This is a genomic window from Kibdelosporangium phytohabitans (genome assembly GCF_001302585.1).
Classification (GTDB): domain Bacteria; phylum Actinomycetota; class Actinomycetes; order Mycobacteriales; family Pseudonocardiaceae; genus Kibdelosporangium; species Kibdelosporangium phytohabitans.
Genome location: NZ_CP012752.1, coordinates 4,937,125 through 4,953,755, shown reverse-complemented (window position 1 = coordinate 4,953,755; position 16,631 = coordinate 4,937,125). Strand labels below are relative to the sequence as shown.

Annotated in this window: 14 protein-coding genes; 3 read left to right on the top strand and 11 right to left on the bottom strand. The window is 69.8% G+C overall.

The features are described 5' to 3' along the window. Nucleotides 1–193: 193 nt before the first annotated feature. Both AOZ06_RS22560 and AOZ06_RS22555 read left to right on the top strand, forming a co-directional pair. The gene (locus AOZ06_RS22560; protein ID WP_054291223.1) at nt 194–997 is read left to right on the top strand and encodes a phytanoyl-CoA dioxygenase family protein; all 804 of its coding nucleotides are present in this window, start codon (nt 194–196) and stop codon (nt 995–997) included. A 178-nt stretch (nt 998–1,175) separates the two neighbouring features. Beyond that, nucleotides 1,176–1,943 carry a GNAT family N-acetyltransferase gene (locus AOZ06_RS22555; RefSeq protein WP_054291222.1) on the top strand — a complete coding sequence of 256 codons (768 nt, stop codon included), beginning with the start codon at nt 1,176–1,178 and terminating at the stop codon, nt 1,941–1,943. 53 nt (nt 1,944–1,996) lie between these two features. On the opposite strand, the gene AOZ06_RS22550 is transcribed toward AOZ06_RS22555, so the two are convergent. From AOZ06_RS22550 to AOZ06_RS22525, 6 genes are read right to left on the bottom strand one after another with little or no spacing between them, the layout of a single operon-like run. Continuing rightward, nucleotides 1,997–2,929 carry an oxygenase MpaB family protein gene (locus AOZ06_RS22550; RefSeq protein WP_054291221.1) on the bottom strand — a complete coding sequence of 311 codons (933 nt, stop codon included), beginning with the start codon at nt 2,927–2,929 and terminating at the stop codon, nt 1,997–1,999. A 2-nt stretch (nt 2,930–2,931) separates the two neighbouring features. Continuing rightward, nucleotides 2,932–3,849, bottom strand: a complete 918-nt coding sequence (locus AOZ06_RS22545; protein WP_054291220.1) for an NAD-dependent epimerase/dehydratase family protein — start codon at nt 3,847–3,849, stop codon at nt 2,932–2,934. After that, nucleotides 3,837–4,433 carry a dTDP-4-dehydrorhamnose 3,5-epimerase family protein gene (locus AOZ06_RS22540; protein ID WP_054291219.1) on the bottom strand — a complete coding sequence of 199 codons (597 nt, stop codon included), beginning with the start codon at nt 4,431–4,433 and terminating at the stop codon, nt 3,837–3,839. Before AOZ06_RS22540 ends, AOZ06_RS22545 begins: the two co-directional genes overlap by 13 nt. After that, a complete protein-coding gene (locus tag AOZ06_RS22535; RefSeq protein ID WP_236952342.1) occupies nt 4,433–5,167 on the bottom strand; it encodes a class I SAM-dependent methyltransferase in 735 nt (244 codons plus the stop codon). The genes AOZ06_RS22540 and AOZ06_RS22535 overlap by 1 nt, the downstream gene beginning before the upstream one ends. 28 nt (nt 5,168–5,195) lie before the next feature. Then, nucleotides 5,196–5,957, bottom strand: coding sequence for a 2,3-dihydro-2,3-dihydroxybenzoate dehydrogenase (locus AOZ06_RS22530; RefSeq protein WP_054291218.1), 762 nt, complete (start codon nt 5,955–5,957; stop codon nt 5,196–5,198). Next, nucleotides 5,942–7,195 (bottom strand): IS701 family transposase, encoded by a 1,254-nt coding sequence (locus AOZ06_RS22525; protein ID WP_083471848.1) that lies wholly within the window; start codon nt 7,193–7,195, stop codon nt 5,942–5,944. Before AOZ06_RS22525 ends, AOZ06_RS22530 begins: the two co-directional genes overlap by 16 nt. A 231-nt stretch (nt 7,196–7,426) precedes the next feature. On the opposite strand from AOZ06_RS22525, the gene AOZ06_RS22520 reads away from it, so the two are divergent. Further along, the gene (locus AOZ06_RS22520) at nt 7,427–8,239 is read left to right on the top strand and encodes an AfsR/SARP family transcriptional regulator (RefSeq protein ID WP_054291217.1); all 813 of its coding nucleotides are present in this window, start codon (nt 7,427–7,429) and stop codon (nt 8,237–8,239) included. A 767-nt stretch (nt 8,240–9,006) separates the two neighbouring features. Here AOZ06_RS22520 and AOZ06_RS22515 read toward each other — a convergent pair. Genes AOZ06_RS22515 through AOZ06_RS22495 form a run of 5 tightly spaced genes read right to left on the bottom strand, consistent with a single transcriptional unit; the run spans nt 9,007 to nt 16,613 of the window. Beyond that, entirely contained in the window at nt 9,007–10,941 is a 1,935-nt protein-coding gene (locus AOZ06_RS22515) for an FAD/NAD(P)-binding protein (RefSeq protein WP_054291216.1), read from the bottom strand. After that, nucleotides 10,941–12,500, bottom strand: coding sequence for an AMP-binding protein (locus AOZ06_RS22510; protein ID WP_054291215.1), 1,560 nt, complete (start codon nt 12,498–12,500; stop codon nt 10,941–10,943). The genes AOZ06_RS22515 and AOZ06_RS22510 overlap by 1 nt, the downstream gene beginning before the upstream one ends. Nucleotides 12,501–12,516: 16 nt before the next feature. Next, nucleotides 12,517–14,067, bottom strand: coding sequence for a zinc-binding dehydrogenase (locus AOZ06_RS60130; RefSeq protein ID WP_063810093.1), 1,551 nt, complete (start codon nt 14,065–14,067; stop codon nt 12,517–12,519). A 3-nt stretch (nt 14,068–14,070) separates the two neighbouring features. Further along, nucleotides 14,071–15,963, bottom strand: coding sequence for an anthranilate synthase family protein (locus AOZ06_RS22500; protein WP_054291214.1), 1,893 nt, complete (start codon nt 15,961–15,963; stop codon nt 14,071–14,073). After that, complete coding sequence (locus AOZ06_RS22495) at nt 15,960–16,613, bottom strand: isochorismatase family protein (protein WP_054291213.1); 654 nt, start codon at nt 16,611–16,613, stop codon at nt 15,960–15,962. The genes AOZ06_RS22500 and AOZ06_RS22495 overlap by 4 nt, the downstream gene beginning before the upstream one ends. Nucleotides 16,614–16,631 lie beyond the last annotated feature (18 nt).

Here is a 16,631-nt window from a genome sequence, read left to right as displayed (position 1 = left end):
CCTCCTAGGGATTCGACACCAGGAGTCTGTGTGCACCCCTCGGCGAACCCCAAGCGATCCCGCCCTGGTCTGTCATGTCCGCCCGCCGGGCGACATGACAGACACCGCGCGGGCTTCGGCCGCGGCGAAGAGCGGCTCCATAGCATCGAGGCAGCAAGCATCCGAAGTCCACAATGGAGAAAGGGCGGACAGGATGTCGAATCCAGCCGAACTCACCACGCCGGACAACCTGACCGACGAGGCCATCGCGGCGTTCCGGGCGAACGGCTTCGCGCACATCCCGAAGGTGCTCACCGGCGAAGAGGTCGCCGAGTGCCTCCGTGACGCCAAGGACTGGCTGGCCCGGGGCGAGAAGATGGCGTGGGACAAGTCCGTCGACGAATCCGTTGTGGACGGAACGGTGATGGAGTGGGTGGAGAGCCCGCAGAGCGCCGCACTGCGCAGGCTGGCCCTGCACCCCCGGGTCACGGCGATCGCGGAGAAGCTGACCGGCGTGAAGCTGCGCATGTTCCGCAGCGAGATCGTCCGCAAGCCCAACGACAAGTCCAGCGTCACCCCGCCGCACATCGACGCGCCCTACTGGCCGTGGAAGAGCGGCGCGGACAGGGGCTGGCAGGGCGCGTCGCTGACGGCGTGGGTCGCGCTGACCGACGTGCCGGTCGAGCGCGGCTGCATGAGCTTCATCCCCGGCTCCCACATCGGCCCGGAGCCCACCCCGGACGACTGGGACATCTTCTCGACCCGGCCGGAACTGGCGTGGAATCCCCGCGTCACCGCACCGCTGCGGGCGGGCGGGATGACGTTCCACCACGAGCGCGTCGTCCACATGGCGGGCGCGAACCTGACGGACACGGACCGGATCTCCCTCGGCACGGTGTACATCGACGCCGACACGATCTTCGACCCGTCGTACGGGACCGCCGAGGAGGACCTCGGTGTGCAGCCCGGCCAGCGCCTCGACATCGACCGCTACCCCTTGGTGGCAGACCACCAGTGAGCCGGAACCGGAGATGGCCCATCGCGGTGGGCCTTCTCCCTTTCGTGCGGCGGCAGGACGCTACCGGCGTACGAGTGAACTTCCCACGAGACGCGACCCGAAGGCGCACAGCCCTGTAACGCGGTGTCCTGGTGCGACGAAGCCCTGAGGTCCAGAGTCGACTTTCAGGGAGACCCGCATGACCTATGACGTCATCGTCGCACCCGACCGGGAGCTGCTGACCACGTGGCTGGCCGACGCCGACCGCGAACTGGCCGGGCTGAGCGATCTCGCGTCGGTCCGCCACCGCAAGGTGCTGGCGCTGGGTGTGCTGCGCTCGGAGGACGCGTTCGACCGGGTCAGCGAATACGTGACGCAGGTGCTTGCGGTCGCTGCCGACGTGCCGAGTGCGCAGTCGGCTCGGGACAAGATGTCAGAAGGTCTGCGTGAGCTGAGGAAAACCGGGCTGACCGCGGCACCCGACGGCGACAGCCCGTGGTTCGACGCCTTCGGCAAGGTCTACGAAGGCGCGGACGAGGTCCGGGCGGCGTCGCTGGCGACGGCGGCGACATACGAGAAGCTGGAGGACGCGCGGCGCATCCTCGGGCAGATCGCCGGCGACGGCGGGGTCAACACGCTGCTGGTGCTCCGCAAGAACCAGGCCCCGGTGGCGATGGCGGCGGTGCGGGGAATGGAGGAATCCAGCAAGGAGATCATCATCGCCGACCTGGTCGCCTCGCCCGTCTACATCGCCGGGGGCGGTACCGGCGTCGGCAGCGTCGCGGCGGAGTACGTCATCCGCGAAGCCAAGCGCCGCAACGCCTCGCTGTCGCTGATCGCCCTCGGCGACAAGGTGCGGGCGATCTACACCCATTGGGGTTTCGTCGGCGCAGGCGACAGCATGTCCATGAGCAGCGCGGCCATGGACCAGTTCCTGACCACCCACAAGGTGCTCGAATCCCAGTAGCGCGAATCCGCCGGGGCACGCCCGAGTCCTCGGGCGCACCCCGGGCCGGTGACTCAGCGGCCGACGGTGTGCGCCGGGCCGATCTGGTCCATGGTGTAGTCGGCATCCGGGAACTTCTCCGTGGGGAAGCGGTCGGGGATGGCCGACTCCGTGCGCGGCGACATCCGTCGTACCACCGCGCCGCGCAACCGCATTCCCGCGCCCACCACTGCCGACAGCAGACGCGAGGGGGCCGGGATGCCGAATGCCGTGCGCAGCATCTCCGGCATCAGAGCGGGCAACGCGGCCACCGCTATCCTGCGCGTCACGGCCGTGAACCACGCCGGGGACCGCTCGGGCAGCCACATCGTGAGCACGTCCACGATCATGCCGCGGCCCGCCATGTAGAGCTGCTCCGCCTCCGGCGTGTACCTGATGTGCCTGGCCGCGTAGTCGTCGTGGAACTCGGCTATCTCCGCGTAGGTCTGGGGGATGTCCTTCAGGCCCATCACTTCCCCGATCTCCCGGAAGTGCAGGTACGCGGCGGTCCTTTCCTGTTCGGTCAACGGCCGCCAGGTGATGTCCGCGGCGACGCGGATCGTGGTCAGGAAGGTGGTCGCCAGCACGAAGAGGTAGTCCTCGTTCGTGATCTCCCACGTCCTGTGCTCGTCGCTGATGTGGCGGACCGCGTTGCGGTGGATCCGGTTCAGCTGGCGCACCGCCGCCTTTCCCTGCTTGCCCCGCACGCCGTGGCGGAAGGTCTCCCACATCAGGATCGAGGTGTCCTCGAGGCGCTTCTCGGTGTTCTCCGTCAGTTCACGGGTCCGCACGAGCAGTTCGGCCAGTCTCGCCGGGGCGAGGCTCGCGTAGAAGGCCGCGCTGCCCGCTATCTGCCACTCCCAGGGGAACTCGTACGCCATGTCCAGCAACCAGATCTCACTGCAGGACTCCTTGACGTCCATCGCCTCGATCTCCCGGCGGCGGGCGTATCGCTGCTCTGTTCCCATCGTCAGCCCTCCCACATGGCGCGCAACGAGTCCCGCAGCGTCCGCCGCGGGCGCCAGCCGAGCAGGCGCTCGGCCAGCCGGATGTCCGCAAGCATCCAGTCCCCACCGAGACTGGCCACCGGGCTGGGATCCTCCCTGACCGCCGCGGCCGGGAGACCAGCCACTTCCACGAACCGCTCGACCAGGTCGCGGATCGCCACGACCACTCCGCTGCCGATGTTGATCACCTTGCCGGACACGGGCTTGTCCGCCGCGAGGAGCACGGCCGCGGCGACGTCCCGCACGTCGACGAAGTCACGCACGGCCTGCGCGATCCGCACCGACGCCGGGCTGCCGACGGAGGCGGCACGCAGCGAGGCCAGCAGTTTGCCCGGGAAGGTGGCCGGGGACGGCTGTGGCCCGAGGATCTGGGTGACCCGCAGGACCACACCGTTGACCTTGCCTTCGCGAGCGGCGTCCAGCACCGCCACCGATCCGTCGAGTTTGGTGCGGGTGTAGGCGTTCGCCGGCTGGGGGTGTGCGGTCTCGTCGACCGCGACGCCATCGGCGACGTGGCCGTACTCGTGGATCGTGCCCAGGTGCACCAACCGGGGGCGCCACGGCACGCCGGCGAGCGCGTCGAGCACTGTGTGCACAGCGTCGACGTTGACCCTGGCCAGATGTGCGGGCGAGCCGTGGAAGCCGTCGTTGGCGTTGGCGGCGTCGGTCGAATTGACAACGATGTCAACGCGGTCACGGGCCACCAGGTCGGTGATGTCGTCGGGTGTCGCGTCGGCCAGGTCGAGCCGGTGGAACGGGTACGGCAGGTCCGCGGGCCGGTGCCGGGCGGCGGCGACGACCTCGTGGCCGCGCTGAACGAACGCGGCACACACCTGCCTGCCGACCCAGCCCGTCCCGCCGAGCACCGCTACCCGCGCCATTTGGCCTCGATCTCCTGGCACACGTCGTAGTGCGGCAGCAATCCGGCCCGCTCGGCCGCCGCGAACGCCGGTGCCGCCGCGTCCCGTTCGGACAGAACGGGATTGGCGTCGATCACCAGGGGCAGATCGAGGTCCAGCGGCGAGATCGCCAGCTCGGTGTCGGTGGAGTACCCGGCCGACAACATGTAGTGCATCACGCTGTCATCAGCCAGCGACACGAACGCGTGTCCCACGCCGACCGGCAGATACACCGCTTGAAAGCTGTCCTGGTCGAGGACGACGCTGTCCCACGCGCCGTACGTCGGCGACCCGACCCGCAGATCCACGACCACGTCCTGGATCGTGCCGTACGCGCAGTACACGTACTTCGCCATTCCCGGCGGGGTCGCGGTGTAGTGCACACCTCGCACGACCCCGCGGCGTGATTTGCTGAAACACGTCTGCACGACCGGGAACAGCGGGTAGCCGACCTCGCCGACGAAAGGCGTTTCCTGGAACGGTGCCAGGATGAAGCCGCGATCGTCCCGGTACACCGGCGGCGTGAACGCGAACGCGCCGTCGACGCGCAACGGCCGGGACTCCATCAGCGTGCTTTCGATCCGACGAACAGGCCCGGTCCGGGCTTGTCCCACGTCATGTACTCCACGCTCAGCCCGGCCATGACGAAGGCGTTCTCGTACTGCTCACGCGTGAACAGCGCCAGCACGTGCGTGTCGGTGAAGTGCTCGATCCCCTGCCCGGTCCTGGCCACGACGTAGTGCACGTCCATCCGGTGGGCGTTGCCCGCCAGCACCGCGTGCGATATCCGCGAGACCGTGCAGTCGCCTTCGGTCACCAGGTCGCTCACCACGTGCCCGGAGATCGCGCGTTCCGGGAACCACCACGGCTCGATGACGACGATCCCGCCGGGGTTGAGGTGCCTGCTGAACGACCGCAGCGCCGAGTCCAGTTCGGACACTCCGGGCAGGTAGCCGATCGAGCTGAACATGCACGTGATCGCGTCGAACCGGCTGCCGAGGTCGAAGTCGGACATGTCGGCCTGGTACACCGGGATGCCCGGCAGGCTGTCGCCCGCGATCCGGACCATGTCCTCGGCCAGGTCGACGCCGGCCACCCGGTCGAACTCCTCGGCGAAGTAGCGCAGGTGCTTGCCCGTGCCGCACGCCACGTCCAGCAGGGACGTCGCGGTGTCGTTGCGTTCCTTGACGAGTTTGACCAGGTCGCGTGCGTCGCCCTGGTAGTCCTTGCCCCTCCCCCGGTAGATCACGTCGTAGAGTTCGGCGCGGTGGTAGATCCCCGGCGGTGTCCTCGTCGCCACTTGAAGTCCTTTCTCCGGATTGGGGAACTCAGACGCCGAGAGTGGCGCCGCCGTCCACGGTGAGGGTGGCCATCGTGATGTGACCGGCTTTGTCCGACAACAGGAAAGCCACGGCTTCGGCCACATCGGACGGTTGGCCGATCTTGCCGAGCGGGATACCGAGCCGGTACGCGCCGAGGTCACCGTTGAGGGTGGCGCGCGGCCCGGATTCGTCGCGCCACATGGACCGCAGCATCTCGGTGTCGGTCGACCCGGGAGCCACGACGTTGCAGCGGATGCCGTACTTGGCCACTTCCAGGCCGAGGCTCTTGGTCAGCATGACCGCGGCGGCCTTGGACGCGGCGTAGCCGGACATTCCCGATCGCGGTGTCCCGGCGGCGTTGGACGCCACCGTGACGATCACGCCACCGCGGCGCGGCACCATCCGGTTGACCACCGCACGGCACATCCGGAACACCCCGGCGGCGTTCACGGCGAACATCGCGTCCCAGTCCTCGTCCGCGCAGTGCCGCGCGTCGCCGGTGCGCAGCACGCCCGCCGCGTTGACCAGCGAATCGACCGGTCCCAGTTCGCGTTCGATGTCGTCCACAACGGACTCGGCGCGTTCGCTGGATGTCACGTCGGCCTGGAAACCGGTCACCGCGAGTCCGTCCGCGGTCAGTTTGGCCACGGCCTCGGCGAGTTCCGCCTGCCTGCGGTCGACGGCGGCGATCTCGTGCCCGGCCTCGGCGAGCACCCTGGCCACCGACAGCCCGATACCGCCGGCTGCCCCAGTCACCACAGCGACCATGTCTGGTCTCCTTTCCCGTCCCGTCCGTGCCGCTCGGCCCAGCCGGCGAGGGCGCCGACGGAATGCGCGGCCGACGCGAGCGTGATGTGCCTGTGCCAGCCGCGGAAGGAGCGACCGGCGAAGTCGCGGATCCCCACGGGTTCGGCGATGTCAGCGAAGTCCTTGTCCACCCGGCGGGTCAGCCCGGTCAACCGCAGCAGGGTGCCGGGGTGCGTGGTCACCAGGTCGGTCAGCCACAGCCGTTCCGCACGGCCCGGCCCTTCCCCGCCTTCGGCGAGCAGCAGCAGTTCGCCGTACCGGCCCGCCCGGCCGGTCTTGCGCAGGCTGGCAGGCATCCGGACACGGACGACGGCCGCCAGCACCGTGCGCGGTGGATCACCGGCACCGGTCGGGGTGAAACACGGCAGCGTCACCGGGCGGCGCAGTCCCCTGGCGGCTGCCACGATCCGGCCCGCGGGTACCGCGGCAGCCGTGTGACCGGGCAGGGCGGGATCGCACACAGTCAACGGGAGGTCCTGGCCGACGCGCACCAGCATCGGCAGGCCCGCGGCCCGCAGGCCGCGGATGACCGTGATCGGGTCCGCGCCGGGGACGTCCACCACCACCGGGCGGATCGGCAGATCCCAGTCCGTCGCGGTGTGCACGCTCGCGTGGACGGCGCACTCGGCCAGTGTCTCGGGACGGCGCACGTCGTCGGGGATGGCGGCCTGGTTGCGCCGGGCCTCGTCGTCCAGCCACGCCGCCGACAGCCGCAACCGCCAGTTCACCGGCCCGCTCACCTCGGGTGACGCACCCCAGACCCCGACGGCCTGCTGTGCGTTCACCGCGTGCCCGCGGGACACCGAGAACCTGCGGTCGACGCCGACCGAGTGCGGGCCGCTCTTGGGGATCACCATCGGCCGCACGACCCACGCGGGCAACGACGTGCGGTGGTCGAGGTAGTGCGCGAGCACGCGGCGGACCGCGTCCCAGTCCCATGTGGACGAGTTGATGAAGTGGTGCAGGCTCTGGTCGGTCGCCGGGTTGGCGAAAAGGCTGGCCATGTTGCGGATGGACTTGCGGCCGGGGGTCGCCAGCAGCCCGCGCAGGTAGTCCATCCCGGTGCCGCGCTGGTCGCTGCGCGGTAAGGAGTCGAACAACACCGTGCCGAGATCGTGCAGGATCGCTGTCCGGATCTCGCTGCCGGGGATTCTTGTCGGGGCCGGGACTCGCGGCCGGTCGATGACCGCGTCGCGCATGGATTCTCACCTCGCCACAGTGCTGTGAAATCCCTGATTCGCGGATACGACCCACGCTAGGACCGAGGGTTCGAACGGGTCTGAAGAGCGCCTCTTGGGCGGCGCCGGTATGTGTTTCTCACATCGGGACCCTGGAGTTGTTCAAAGCCACTTCGTGTGGTTCTTCACTGCCGTTCGACCGGCGCGCCTTGCCATGGTGCAGATGCGGAAAAACAGGAAGGGGTACCACACGTGCTACCGTCGGAGTTCGTCGACTGGGGCAAGGACAACCCGCCAGGGCAGGACGTGACTTTCACCGTGCTCGGCCAGTTGCGGGTACTCAATTCAGGGCTCGACTTCGCGCCGACGACGCCGAAGTTGTTGCAGGTGCTGGCGGTTCTGCTGACCGGGTCGGGCCAGGCCGTGCAGACCGGGTCGATCGTGCGGGAACTGTGGCCGGACGAGCCGCCGCGCAGCGCGCAGCCGACCCTGCAGACGTACATCTACCAGCTGCGCAACCTGTTCCGCCGGGCGGAGCTGACCGACCGGCCGGACCACCTGCTGATCACGCGCCGCCTCGGTTACGTGCTGCGGATCGAGCCGGAACACCTCGATCTGTACTGGTTCCAGCAGCGGTGCAGGCAGGGGCGGGCGTTGCTGGCCGAGCGGCGGTTCACCGAGGCGGCGGCGATGCTGCGGTCGGCGCTCGCGCTGTGGTCCGGCCCGCCGCTGGCCAACGTGCACCACGGGCCGGTGCTGTCGGCGTTCTGCGTCGACCTGCACGAACAGCGCCGCAACGCGCACATCCTGCGGATCCAGGCCGAGATGGAGGCCGGGCTGAACCGTGAGCTGATCGGCGAGCTGCGGTCGCTCGCCGACACCAACCCGCTGGACGAGTCCGTGCACGCGCAGTTGATCCGCGTGCTCGACCGCAGCGGCCGTCGCGGTGACGCCCTGCACGCGTACCAGCGGGTGCGTGCCAATCTCAACGAGGAGCTGGGGCTGGAACCGGGGGCGGAGCTGCGGCAGTTGCACCAGGAACTGATCGCCAGCGTCGCGGTGTGACCGCGAAACGCCTGGTGCCCTCGGCGAGAACCTCGCCGAGGGCACCATTTTCACGTGCTGGCGACCCGTCTCGAAACGTTGACAAGCCACTGGGTGTACTGACCTGCGAGGTGGGGAACGCGGCTGGTGGGTGGCTGGCGAGTGCGGTGTGACCGCGGGTGTGCGGCCATCGCGGTAGCGTTCGGCGGCGTTCGGTCTCGGTCTGGCAGGGGCGAGCGTAGGCCCGTTCGTCGCAGGGTGCGGGTTGAACCGCTCGGCTTTCCCGTTGGTGTGCGGCCGGTGGGGCGGGTGCGTTTGCGGGTGATGCCGGCTCGGGTGAGGGTGTCGCACCAGAGCCGCGAGCGGGAGCACTCGCTGTTGTCGGTCACCACCCGCTGGACGGTGGTGGTTCCGTTGGCGGTGAAGAAGGGCTGGGCGCGTTGCCAGAACGCGGACGTGGTGTGTTTCTGCTCGTCGGGCAGGATTTCGCTGTCGGCAACGGATCAGCACCCGGTGGACTGTGGAGGGGCGCGGGCCGAGGTGGTGGGCGATGCGGGCCGGTCCCCGTCGGCGGGCCAGCCGGACCTCGATGATCCGCTTCGTCCTCCACGACACAACGTGCCAACCGCGGTCTGCCTGCCGGGGTCAGGGGTGCGTTGGCGTGGGTCACGAAGGCCTCCGTTGGTTCGGTGTCGATGTCGCAATCCACACCAACCCGGAGGCCCTCCCTCATTCCAAGATCATCGATCTACAGGTCCCCACGTTCGCGACCTTCCAGGTCGGTACGACTAGACGATGACGTTCTCGTCGACAGCGGGCGCGGGGACGTCGGCGACCGGCGGCAGCGCCAGCACCGCGCGCGCGATCGCGTCGGAATCCCCGACGGTCATCGAGTCGACGCCGGGCCGGATGCCCGCCGCGGTCACCCAGTGCACCGCTTCCGTCGGCACGCCGTAGGCGAACCGGCGCGGGTGGACGTTGCCCTGCACGTCGATCACCCGGTTCGGGCGGCGCGTGACGGCCAGGCCACCGGTTTCGTACTCGCCGCCCGCTGCCGTGCGGATCGAGAACGGGCGGCACTGGTCGGTGTCGAGCATGTGCCGCAGCAGCGGGTCCTCGGTCCTGCGCAGGTCGGGCTCGGGCAGCCGGGCCTCGATCAGCACCTTCGCCCGCACCCGCGGGCCCGGTACCAGCGGTGACTCGGCGACGAACGCGGGCTCGGCCATGTCGATGGCGATCTGGGTACCGGGGCCGGTCAGCTCCAGCACCCCGGCTTCGACGAGCGCGATCATCTCCTCGATCCGCGACACCGGCGGCCCGATCGACAGGTACGCGTTGAGCGGCGTGTACCAGCCCTCCAGGTGGTCGCGGTAGGACTGTCCTTCGAGGCCGCCGTGGTCGACCACCAGCCGGATCTCGTTGCGCAGGTCGCGCAGGGCGTCCAGCGCGGCCTTGAGCGGGCCGGATACGTTGCCCGCCTTGGCTTCTCGCACGTCGTCGGCGAGGTAGTCCAGCAACCACGACCGGAAGTGCGCCCGGTCGGTGAACCGGGTACCGGCGTACGGCCGGGCGATCCGGTCCCAGTCCCACCGGTCTGCCAGCGGCACGCGGAAGGTGTCGAGCAGCCTGGCCTGTTGCCGCGGACCCGCGGCCAGGTACTGGCAGACGAACGACGATCGTTCGCCGTCCCGCCCGGCAGCGGTCAGCCACGTGCCGTAGTAGAGGCTCTCGACCTCTTTCGCGATCACCGGCCACAGGTCCTTGTCGAGCCGGACCCAATCCTGCCCGGCCAGCCGGGAGATCATCTCCGGTGTCAGCAGCCGCGGCACGTACCGGCCGAACGCGCCCTTCTGGTTCTCGCCTCTGGCGTGGTACGGCACTCCGCGCCGGGAGCAGGCGAACAGCCGCGGCTCCTGCCCGGAAGGCCGGTACACGAGCCGGTCGCCGTCACGGTGGAACACGCCACCGCGGCCGGCGGTGAACAACGCCAGGTAGTCGAAGAAGTTCAGCCCGAGGCCGCGCAACAGCACGGTCTCGCCCGCGTCGATCCCGCTGAGGTCGACGTCGGCGGGGTTGGCCGGGGTCAGGTAGGTGAGGTAGTAGATCCGGGCCAGGCTCGCGGTCCGCGCCTCGCGGGGAGTGAGCTTGGCCGGCACATGCCCCTGCGCGAGCACGACGGCGTCAAGGTGGTTGAGCCGGGTGCCGTTGCGCAGCCTGATCCCCTGCGGGCCGCCGACCACACCGTGCGTGTCCGCGATCGCGACCGCCTGAGAATCGTGCACACGAACGGTTACGTGCGCGGGCGCGTTGGCCACCACGCGGTCGAACGCGTGCTGCAGGTAACGGCCGTAGAGCGCTCGCGTCGGGTAGTCGTCCGGGCCGAGCGTGCGTGCCTCTGCGAGGGTTTCCTCGTCGAAGTCGCCGCACGATCCCAGCAGCGCCAACGAACTCGCCCACTCGTACAAGCTGGGACCGGGCTCGACCGGGCCGTCCATCGTCACGCTGTCGTCGGTGTACACGCTGATCTGCGAGGCCACCGTGTTGGTCAGCAGGTGACGCGACTGGTCGGTCCGCCACACCGCGCCCGGCCCCGTGGCGACCGGGTCGACGACGTGCACCGTGATCGCAGGATGCGACGGCGCACCGCGTTCGTTGGCACAAAGGCGTTCCAGCACCGACAGGCCGCGCGGGCCGACGCCGACGATGCCGATCTCGAGTGCCATCAGCGGCCGGCCTGGAGCAGTTTGACCAGCTCCAATCGCTTGACCTTAGTGGTCGCGGTCTGCGGCAGCTCGCCGTGTTTCCACTGCACGGGCTCGGCCATCACCGGCAGGCCGTTCACCGCGCGGTTCCATTCGCCGCGGTCGAGCGGGCGGTCGCCCTTGGTGCAGACCACCGGGGTCGGCCTGCCGTCGGCGCCGGGGATGATGATCACTTCGGTGAGCGTGGCGATCCGTTCCAGGAGCTTGTCCTCCACGGCCAGGGTGCTGCCGAAACCGGGGATCTCGTCCACCTCGCGGTCGAGCAGGTGCAGGCAGCCCTTCTTGGTCTTGTAGCCGACGTCGCCCATCCGCCACCAGCCGCCGTTGCGCTGCTTGTCGTACCGTTCCTGTTCACCGAGGTAGGTCACGATCCGGCCGTCGGTCCGCACCTCGATGAAGCCGGGCGACTGCTCGGTCGGGCGTTTGCCGTCCTTGCTGACCACACGCACCGCCGTCATGCCGGGGATGGCGTAGCCGACGCACCGGCCGTCCATCTTGTGCGCGTTGCGTTTGGTGTAGCCACGGCCGATCAGCGGCCCGCATTCGCTCTGCCCGTACAGCTGGAAGAACAGCGGCCACCGGCGTGTCGACCCGGCCAGCATCCGGCGGACCGTGCGGGGGTGGATGGCGTCGAACGTGCTGCTGAACACGCCGACGCTGGACAACGGCTTGCTCGGGTGTTCGGCGAGGTCCTCCCACTCCAGGAAGGAGTTGGGGTGCGCCTCGATGAAGCCCGGCCGTACCGCGGCGAACATCCGGGCCACGTGCTCGGGCTCGGACTCCTTGAGCACCAGCATCGGGAAGCCGCGGTACATCGGCACGCTGAGCGCGGTGAACATCCGGGAGTGCACGAAGGACACGTGCACGGCGACGGCCTGGCGCTTGCGGACCCCGTGGAACAAGGCGACCTGCAGGCGGTGCCGTGCGTTGAGCGTGGCACCGGTGTGCACGGCCAGCTTCGGGATGCCGGTGGTTCCGGAGGTGTGGGTGATCAGCGCGGGCCGGCTGGGCGGGTTGGTGACCGGCCGGACCCGCGGCGCACCGGCGAACGCGCTCAGCTCGTCCGCACGGGCGTGGCTGCCGGAGACCAGCAGTGCGCGCTGGACGACGTCGAAGACCGTGCTGGGCAGGTCGTTGTCCAGCTTGGCCTGGTCGGTGATCAGCACCGGCCGGTCGACCCGGCGCAGCAGTTCGACGACGGTCGCGCCGTCGAGGCTGGGCGACAGCAGCACCGGCACCGCGCCGAGCCGCGAAATGGCCAGCGCCAGCAGGGTGATGTCGAATCCAGCGGCTTTGTGCACGACCACACGGCCCTGTGCGCGAACGCCCGCCGCCGCGAGCCGGGCGGCCAGGTCGTCGACCAGGTCGGCGAGCTCGGCCACGGTGGCGCGCCGGTCGATGTGCGGTGCCACGTCCAGGTCGTGATCAAGGACCACCAGGGTGGCCGGGTGGCGTGCGGCGGCGCGCTCCAGCAGCGTGCCAAGCCGGATGCCCTTGTTGGCTATCCGTTGTACCAGCATCCCAACACACTCCCTTTCAGCCCTGGTGTTCGATGACGTCCTTCAACCGCTTGAGCGTGTCGGCGAGGTCCTGCTCGAGCTTCGCCGTCCAGTCGGCGACGAACCGCCTGCGGTCGGCCTCGGACAGGTCGGCCACGATCTTGTGGATGCCCGCGGTCGCCGTGCCCATCCGGAAGTGGTGGGTCAGCACGCTGCCGCCCGCCTCGGCGCGGATGTCGAATCCCCAGACGCTTTCCTGGTCCTCGCTGGCGTACGAGAGCATCATCCAGCGGAACGTGCGGCCGGGTTCGGCGGCGATCACGCGGCTCTCGGTGTGCCAGGTGCCGCGCACGAGCGGCGCCCACCCGACCACGTCCTCGCTGCGCAGGTTCTCGCCGCGGAACACCGAGCCGACCTGGCTCGGCTCACCGGTGATCCACTCGCCGCCCTGGCACTCCGGGCTCCACTCGCCGCTGCGGCCGAGGTCGCTGACCACCGCGTAGATCTGCTCGGGGGTGGCATCGACGCGGATGTCGGCGCTCAGCTCGAACAGCGGGCTCGTGTCCACGATGGAGGAGGTCATGGCCGGTCGGTTCCCTTCGTCGTCGAATCGGCCCGTGCCGACCACGAGCCGTTTGCCGTGCAGCAGTCCCTGTTCCAGCCGCCGGTGCGCCTCGGCCATCGCGCTGAGCGGCACGGCTTCCTTGGTCCGCGGGCGCAGCGTCCCGGCCTTGAGCAAGCGGTTGATCACCCTCGCGGCCTCGGCCAGTTCGGCCACGTTCGCCCGCGAGATGGTGAACCCGGTGACAGTGCCGTCCTTGAGGTACAGCGCGCCTGCGGGCAGCACCGGCCGCGTGTCCAGCCCGGCGAGCAGCACGATCCGGCCGCGGAAGGCCATCAGGTCGACCGCTGAGGACAGGTCGTTGCGACCGGCGTTGTCCAGCCACACGTCTATCCCTTGTGGACACTCCGCGCGCAGTGCCGAAGACAGCAGCGGATCGGCGTAGTCGAACGCCGCCGCGGCACCGAGGGACCGGCAGTAGCCGATGTCCCGCACCGACGACGTCGTGATCACGCGTGCGCCCGCGTCGACGGCCATGGCAACCATCGCGCTGCCGACGTTGCCCGCCGCACCCGCGACCAGCACCGTCTCCCCCGCGCGCACACGCCCATGGGTGAACAGACCGAGGTACGCGGTCCCAGCCGGGTGTGCGACGGCCACAGCGTCCGTCGGGTCGACACCGGGTGGCAGGTGGTAGAGCCGTTCGGCGGGCACGACGGCACGTTGCGCGGCGGCTCCCTGCCGTCCGGCGTGGCCGAGGCTGTTGGCCCACACCCAATCGCCCACGGCGAAACCCGGCGCACCGGGGCTCGCCGAGGCCACGACCCCGACCAGGTCCCTGCTGACCACGAACGGGAACGACAGCGGCGTACGCCACTTGCCCGACCGCACGAACGTGTCCACCGGGTTGACCGTGGTGGCGAGCACGTCGACGAGGACATCCGTCGGCCCCGGCACGGGATCGGGCAGTTCGCCGTAGCGGATCGCCTCCGGCGCGCCGAGTTCGTCCAGATAGGCGGCGTACACGCGTCAGCCCAGCCTTTCCGGGACCGTGCCGAGCAGATCGGTCAGCAGCCGGGCCACGATGCCCACGCCGTCCGCGGTGAGCACCGACTCCGCGTGGAACTGCAGCGACGCGAAGTACGGCCCGCGCAGGGCGAACACCTCACCGGTCGCGGGGTCACGGCTGACCTCGACCATGCCCGTCTCCGGCACGCGCACCTTGTCCTCGGCGCTGACGGCGGTGAACGTGTTGTAGAAGCCGACCTGTTCCGGGCAGCCGAACAGGTCGATGCGGCGCTGCTCGCCCTGGCTCGGCCGCGGCTTGCGCCGGACCGGCATCCCCAGTTGCAGGCTGAGCACCTGGTGGCTCAGGCAGACCGCGAGGAACGGTGTCCGGCGCGCCAGCAGCGCACGCAGTGTGGACCACACCGTGCCGATGCGCGGGTCGGCGTCGTCGCGCGGGTCACCCGGGCCGGGGCCCATCACGACCAGGTCGTGGCCGTCGAAGTCGAACGGCTCGTCGAACCGGCGCACGGTCGCCGTCAGGCCGAGCGACCGCAGCTGGTGGCCGATCATCGTGGTGAACGTGTCCTCCATGTCCACCACGAGCACCTCGCGCCCGGCCAGCGCGTACCCGGCGCGGGCCCGTTCGCTGTGCCCGGCCAGCCAGAACCGGGATATCCCGGTGTTGCGGCGGGCGAGCGCGCCACGCACCTCGGGGTGTGTGCCGAACCGGGTCGGGGCGTGCGAGCGCAACGCGGCCAGCAGACCGGCTGCTTTGGCTTTGGTCTCGGCTGCCTCGGCGGCCGGGTCGGAGTGCCGTACGAGGGTCGCGCCGACACCGATCCGGGTCCGGCCCGCCTGGTCGATGTCCGCGGTGCGGATCAGGATCGACGAGTCGAGGCTCGGCGCGCCGGTGGCGTCCCGGCCGAGCAGGGCGATCACGCCGGAGTAGTAGCCGCGGCCGCCCGGTTCGTAGCGGGCGATCACCCGGCACGCGCTCTCCAACGGGCTGCCGGTCACGGTCGGCGCGAACATCGTCTCCCGCAGCAACTCGCGGGGATCGCGGGAACTGGTGCCCTCGATCAGGTACTCGGTGTGCGCGAGCCTGGCCATCTCCTTGAGGTACGGCCCGACGACGCGACCGCCGTCGTCGCAGATCCGGGCCATCATCTTGAGTTCCTCGTCGAGCACCATGTAGAGCTCGTCGGTTTCCTTGCCGTCGGCGAGGAAGTCCAGCACACCGGACAGGCTCGGCCCGGTCTGCGGGTAGCGGTACGTGCCGCTGATCGGGTTCATCACCGCGGTGCCCGCGCGGAGGCTCACGTGCCGCTCCGGGGTCGCGCCGACCAGCGTGCGCTCGCCCGTGTACACGATGAAAGTCCAGTAGGCACCGGATTCCCGGCGCAGCAGGTTGCGGAAGAAGCTCAGCGCGGCGCTCGGCCGGTAGCCCGCGATGTCGGTCACGAACGTCCGGCGGATCACGAAGTTGGCGCCGGTGCCGCAGCCGATCTCGTCGGCGACCACCGTGCGGACCGTCTCGGCGTAGTCCTCGTCCGACACGTCGAACCACTCGCCGTCCAGGCGGATCGGTTCGTCGGGCAGCCTGGTCAGCGCCGAGGTCAGCGGTACGGACTGCTGGGCGGTCAGCGACATCGCCAGCAGCGGCGTGCCGTCGTCGACGCACGCGAAGCCGCGCTCGGCGATCTGCCTGTACGGCACGAGCACCAGGGTGTCCTGAACGGACTCGCCGGGCAGGTGCGGGTGCCCGGGGCCGGGGATGTCCGCCAGGGTGGCGATCTCGGCGCACTCCCCGACGAACACCTCCAGCGCGAGCGGCCCCGCGTCCGGCCGGTGGACCAGCGCGAACGGTGGTGGGTCCGGGGCCAGTATCTCCCCGAGCAGGTCACGTGCGGTCATACGTGCGCCTCCCTGACCGCGGTGAGCCGGCGGGTCAGCTCGCTCGTGGTGGCGACGACCGCGCACCGCGTGGCGGCGTAGTGCACGGCCTGCTCGTGGAACTCGGCGGAGAAGTCGGCGATCGCGTCGGCGGCGACGAACGTCTCGATGTCGTTGGTGAACGCGTCGATCGCGGTCATCAGGACGCCCACGTGCGCGTAGACCCCGCAGACGATCAGCTGGTCACGGCCGTGCGCGCGCATCCTGGCCAGCAGGTCGGACTGGAAGAAGGCGCTGTAGCGCCACTTGGTGAACCGCCAGTCCGCGTCGGTGATCACGAGCGGCTCGACGATCGCCCGGTCGGCCGGGTCGACGCGCATGCCCGGGCCCCAGAAGTCCTTGAGCAGGCCGCGTTGCTCGGTGGTCATGCTGCCCGGCTGGGCGGTGAAGCCGACCGGGATGCCCAGGCCCGCACAGGTCTGCCGGAGGGTGTCGACGTTGCCGACCAGGCGGTCCCGCAGTTGCAGCGGGAACGGTCGGAGGAAGTAGCGCTGCATGTCGTGCACGAGCAGGACCACTCGCCGCGGATCGGGGACCCACTCGGCCGTGTTGGGCGGCAGATCGGTCTCGGTCGGCAGCGAGTACGGCTCGATGCTGGGAATTCCTGACAACGGAAGTGTTCTCCTGCC

What these genes read in the sequence shown, in the direction of transcription:
- AOZ06_RS22560 (WP_054291223.1), top strand. Translation starts at nt 194, where the DNA reads ATGTCGAATCCAGCCGAACTCACCACGCCGGACAACCTGACCGACGAG.
- AOZ06_RS22555 (WP_054291222.1), top strand. Translation starts at nt 1,176, where the DNA reads ATGACCTATGACGTCATCGTCGCACCCGACCGGGAGCTGCTGACCACG.
- AOZ06_RS22550 (WP_054291221.1), bottom strand. Translation starts at nt 2,929, where the DNA reads ATGGGAACAGAGCAGCGATACGCCCGCCGCCGGGAGATCGAGGCGATG.
- AOZ06_RS22545 (WP_054291220.1), bottom strand. Translation starts at nt 3,849, where the DNA reads ATGGCGCGGGTAGCGGTGCTCGGCGGGACGGGCTGGGTCGGCAGGCAG.
- AOZ06_RS22540 (WP_054291219.1), bottom strand. Translation starts at nt 4,433, where the DNA reads ATGGAGTCCCGGCCGTTGCGCGTCGACGGCGCGTTCGCGTTCACGCCG.
- AOZ06_RS22530 (WP_054291218.1), bottom strand. Translation starts at nt 5,957, where the DNA reads ATGGTCGCTGTGGTGACTGGGGCAGCCGGCGGTATCGGGCTGTCGGTG.
- AOZ06_RS22525 (WP_083471848.1), bottom strand. Translation starts at nt 7,195, where the DNA reads ATGCGCGACGCGGTCATCGACCGGCCGCGAGTCCCGGCCCCGACAAGA.
- AOZ06_RS22515 (WP_054291216.1), bottom strand. Translation starts at nt 10,941, where the DNA reads ATGGCACTCGAGATCGGCATCGTCGGCGTCGGCCCGCGCGGCCTGTCG.
- AOZ06_RS22510 (WP_054291215.1), bottom strand. Translation starts at nt 12,500, where the DNA reads ATGCTGGTACAACGGATAGCCAACAAGGGCATCCGGCTTGGCACGCTG.
- AOZ06_RS22500 (WP_054291214.1), bottom strand. Translation starts at nt 15,963, where the DNA reads ATGACCGCACGTGACCTGCTCGGGGAGATACTGGCCCCGGACCCACCA.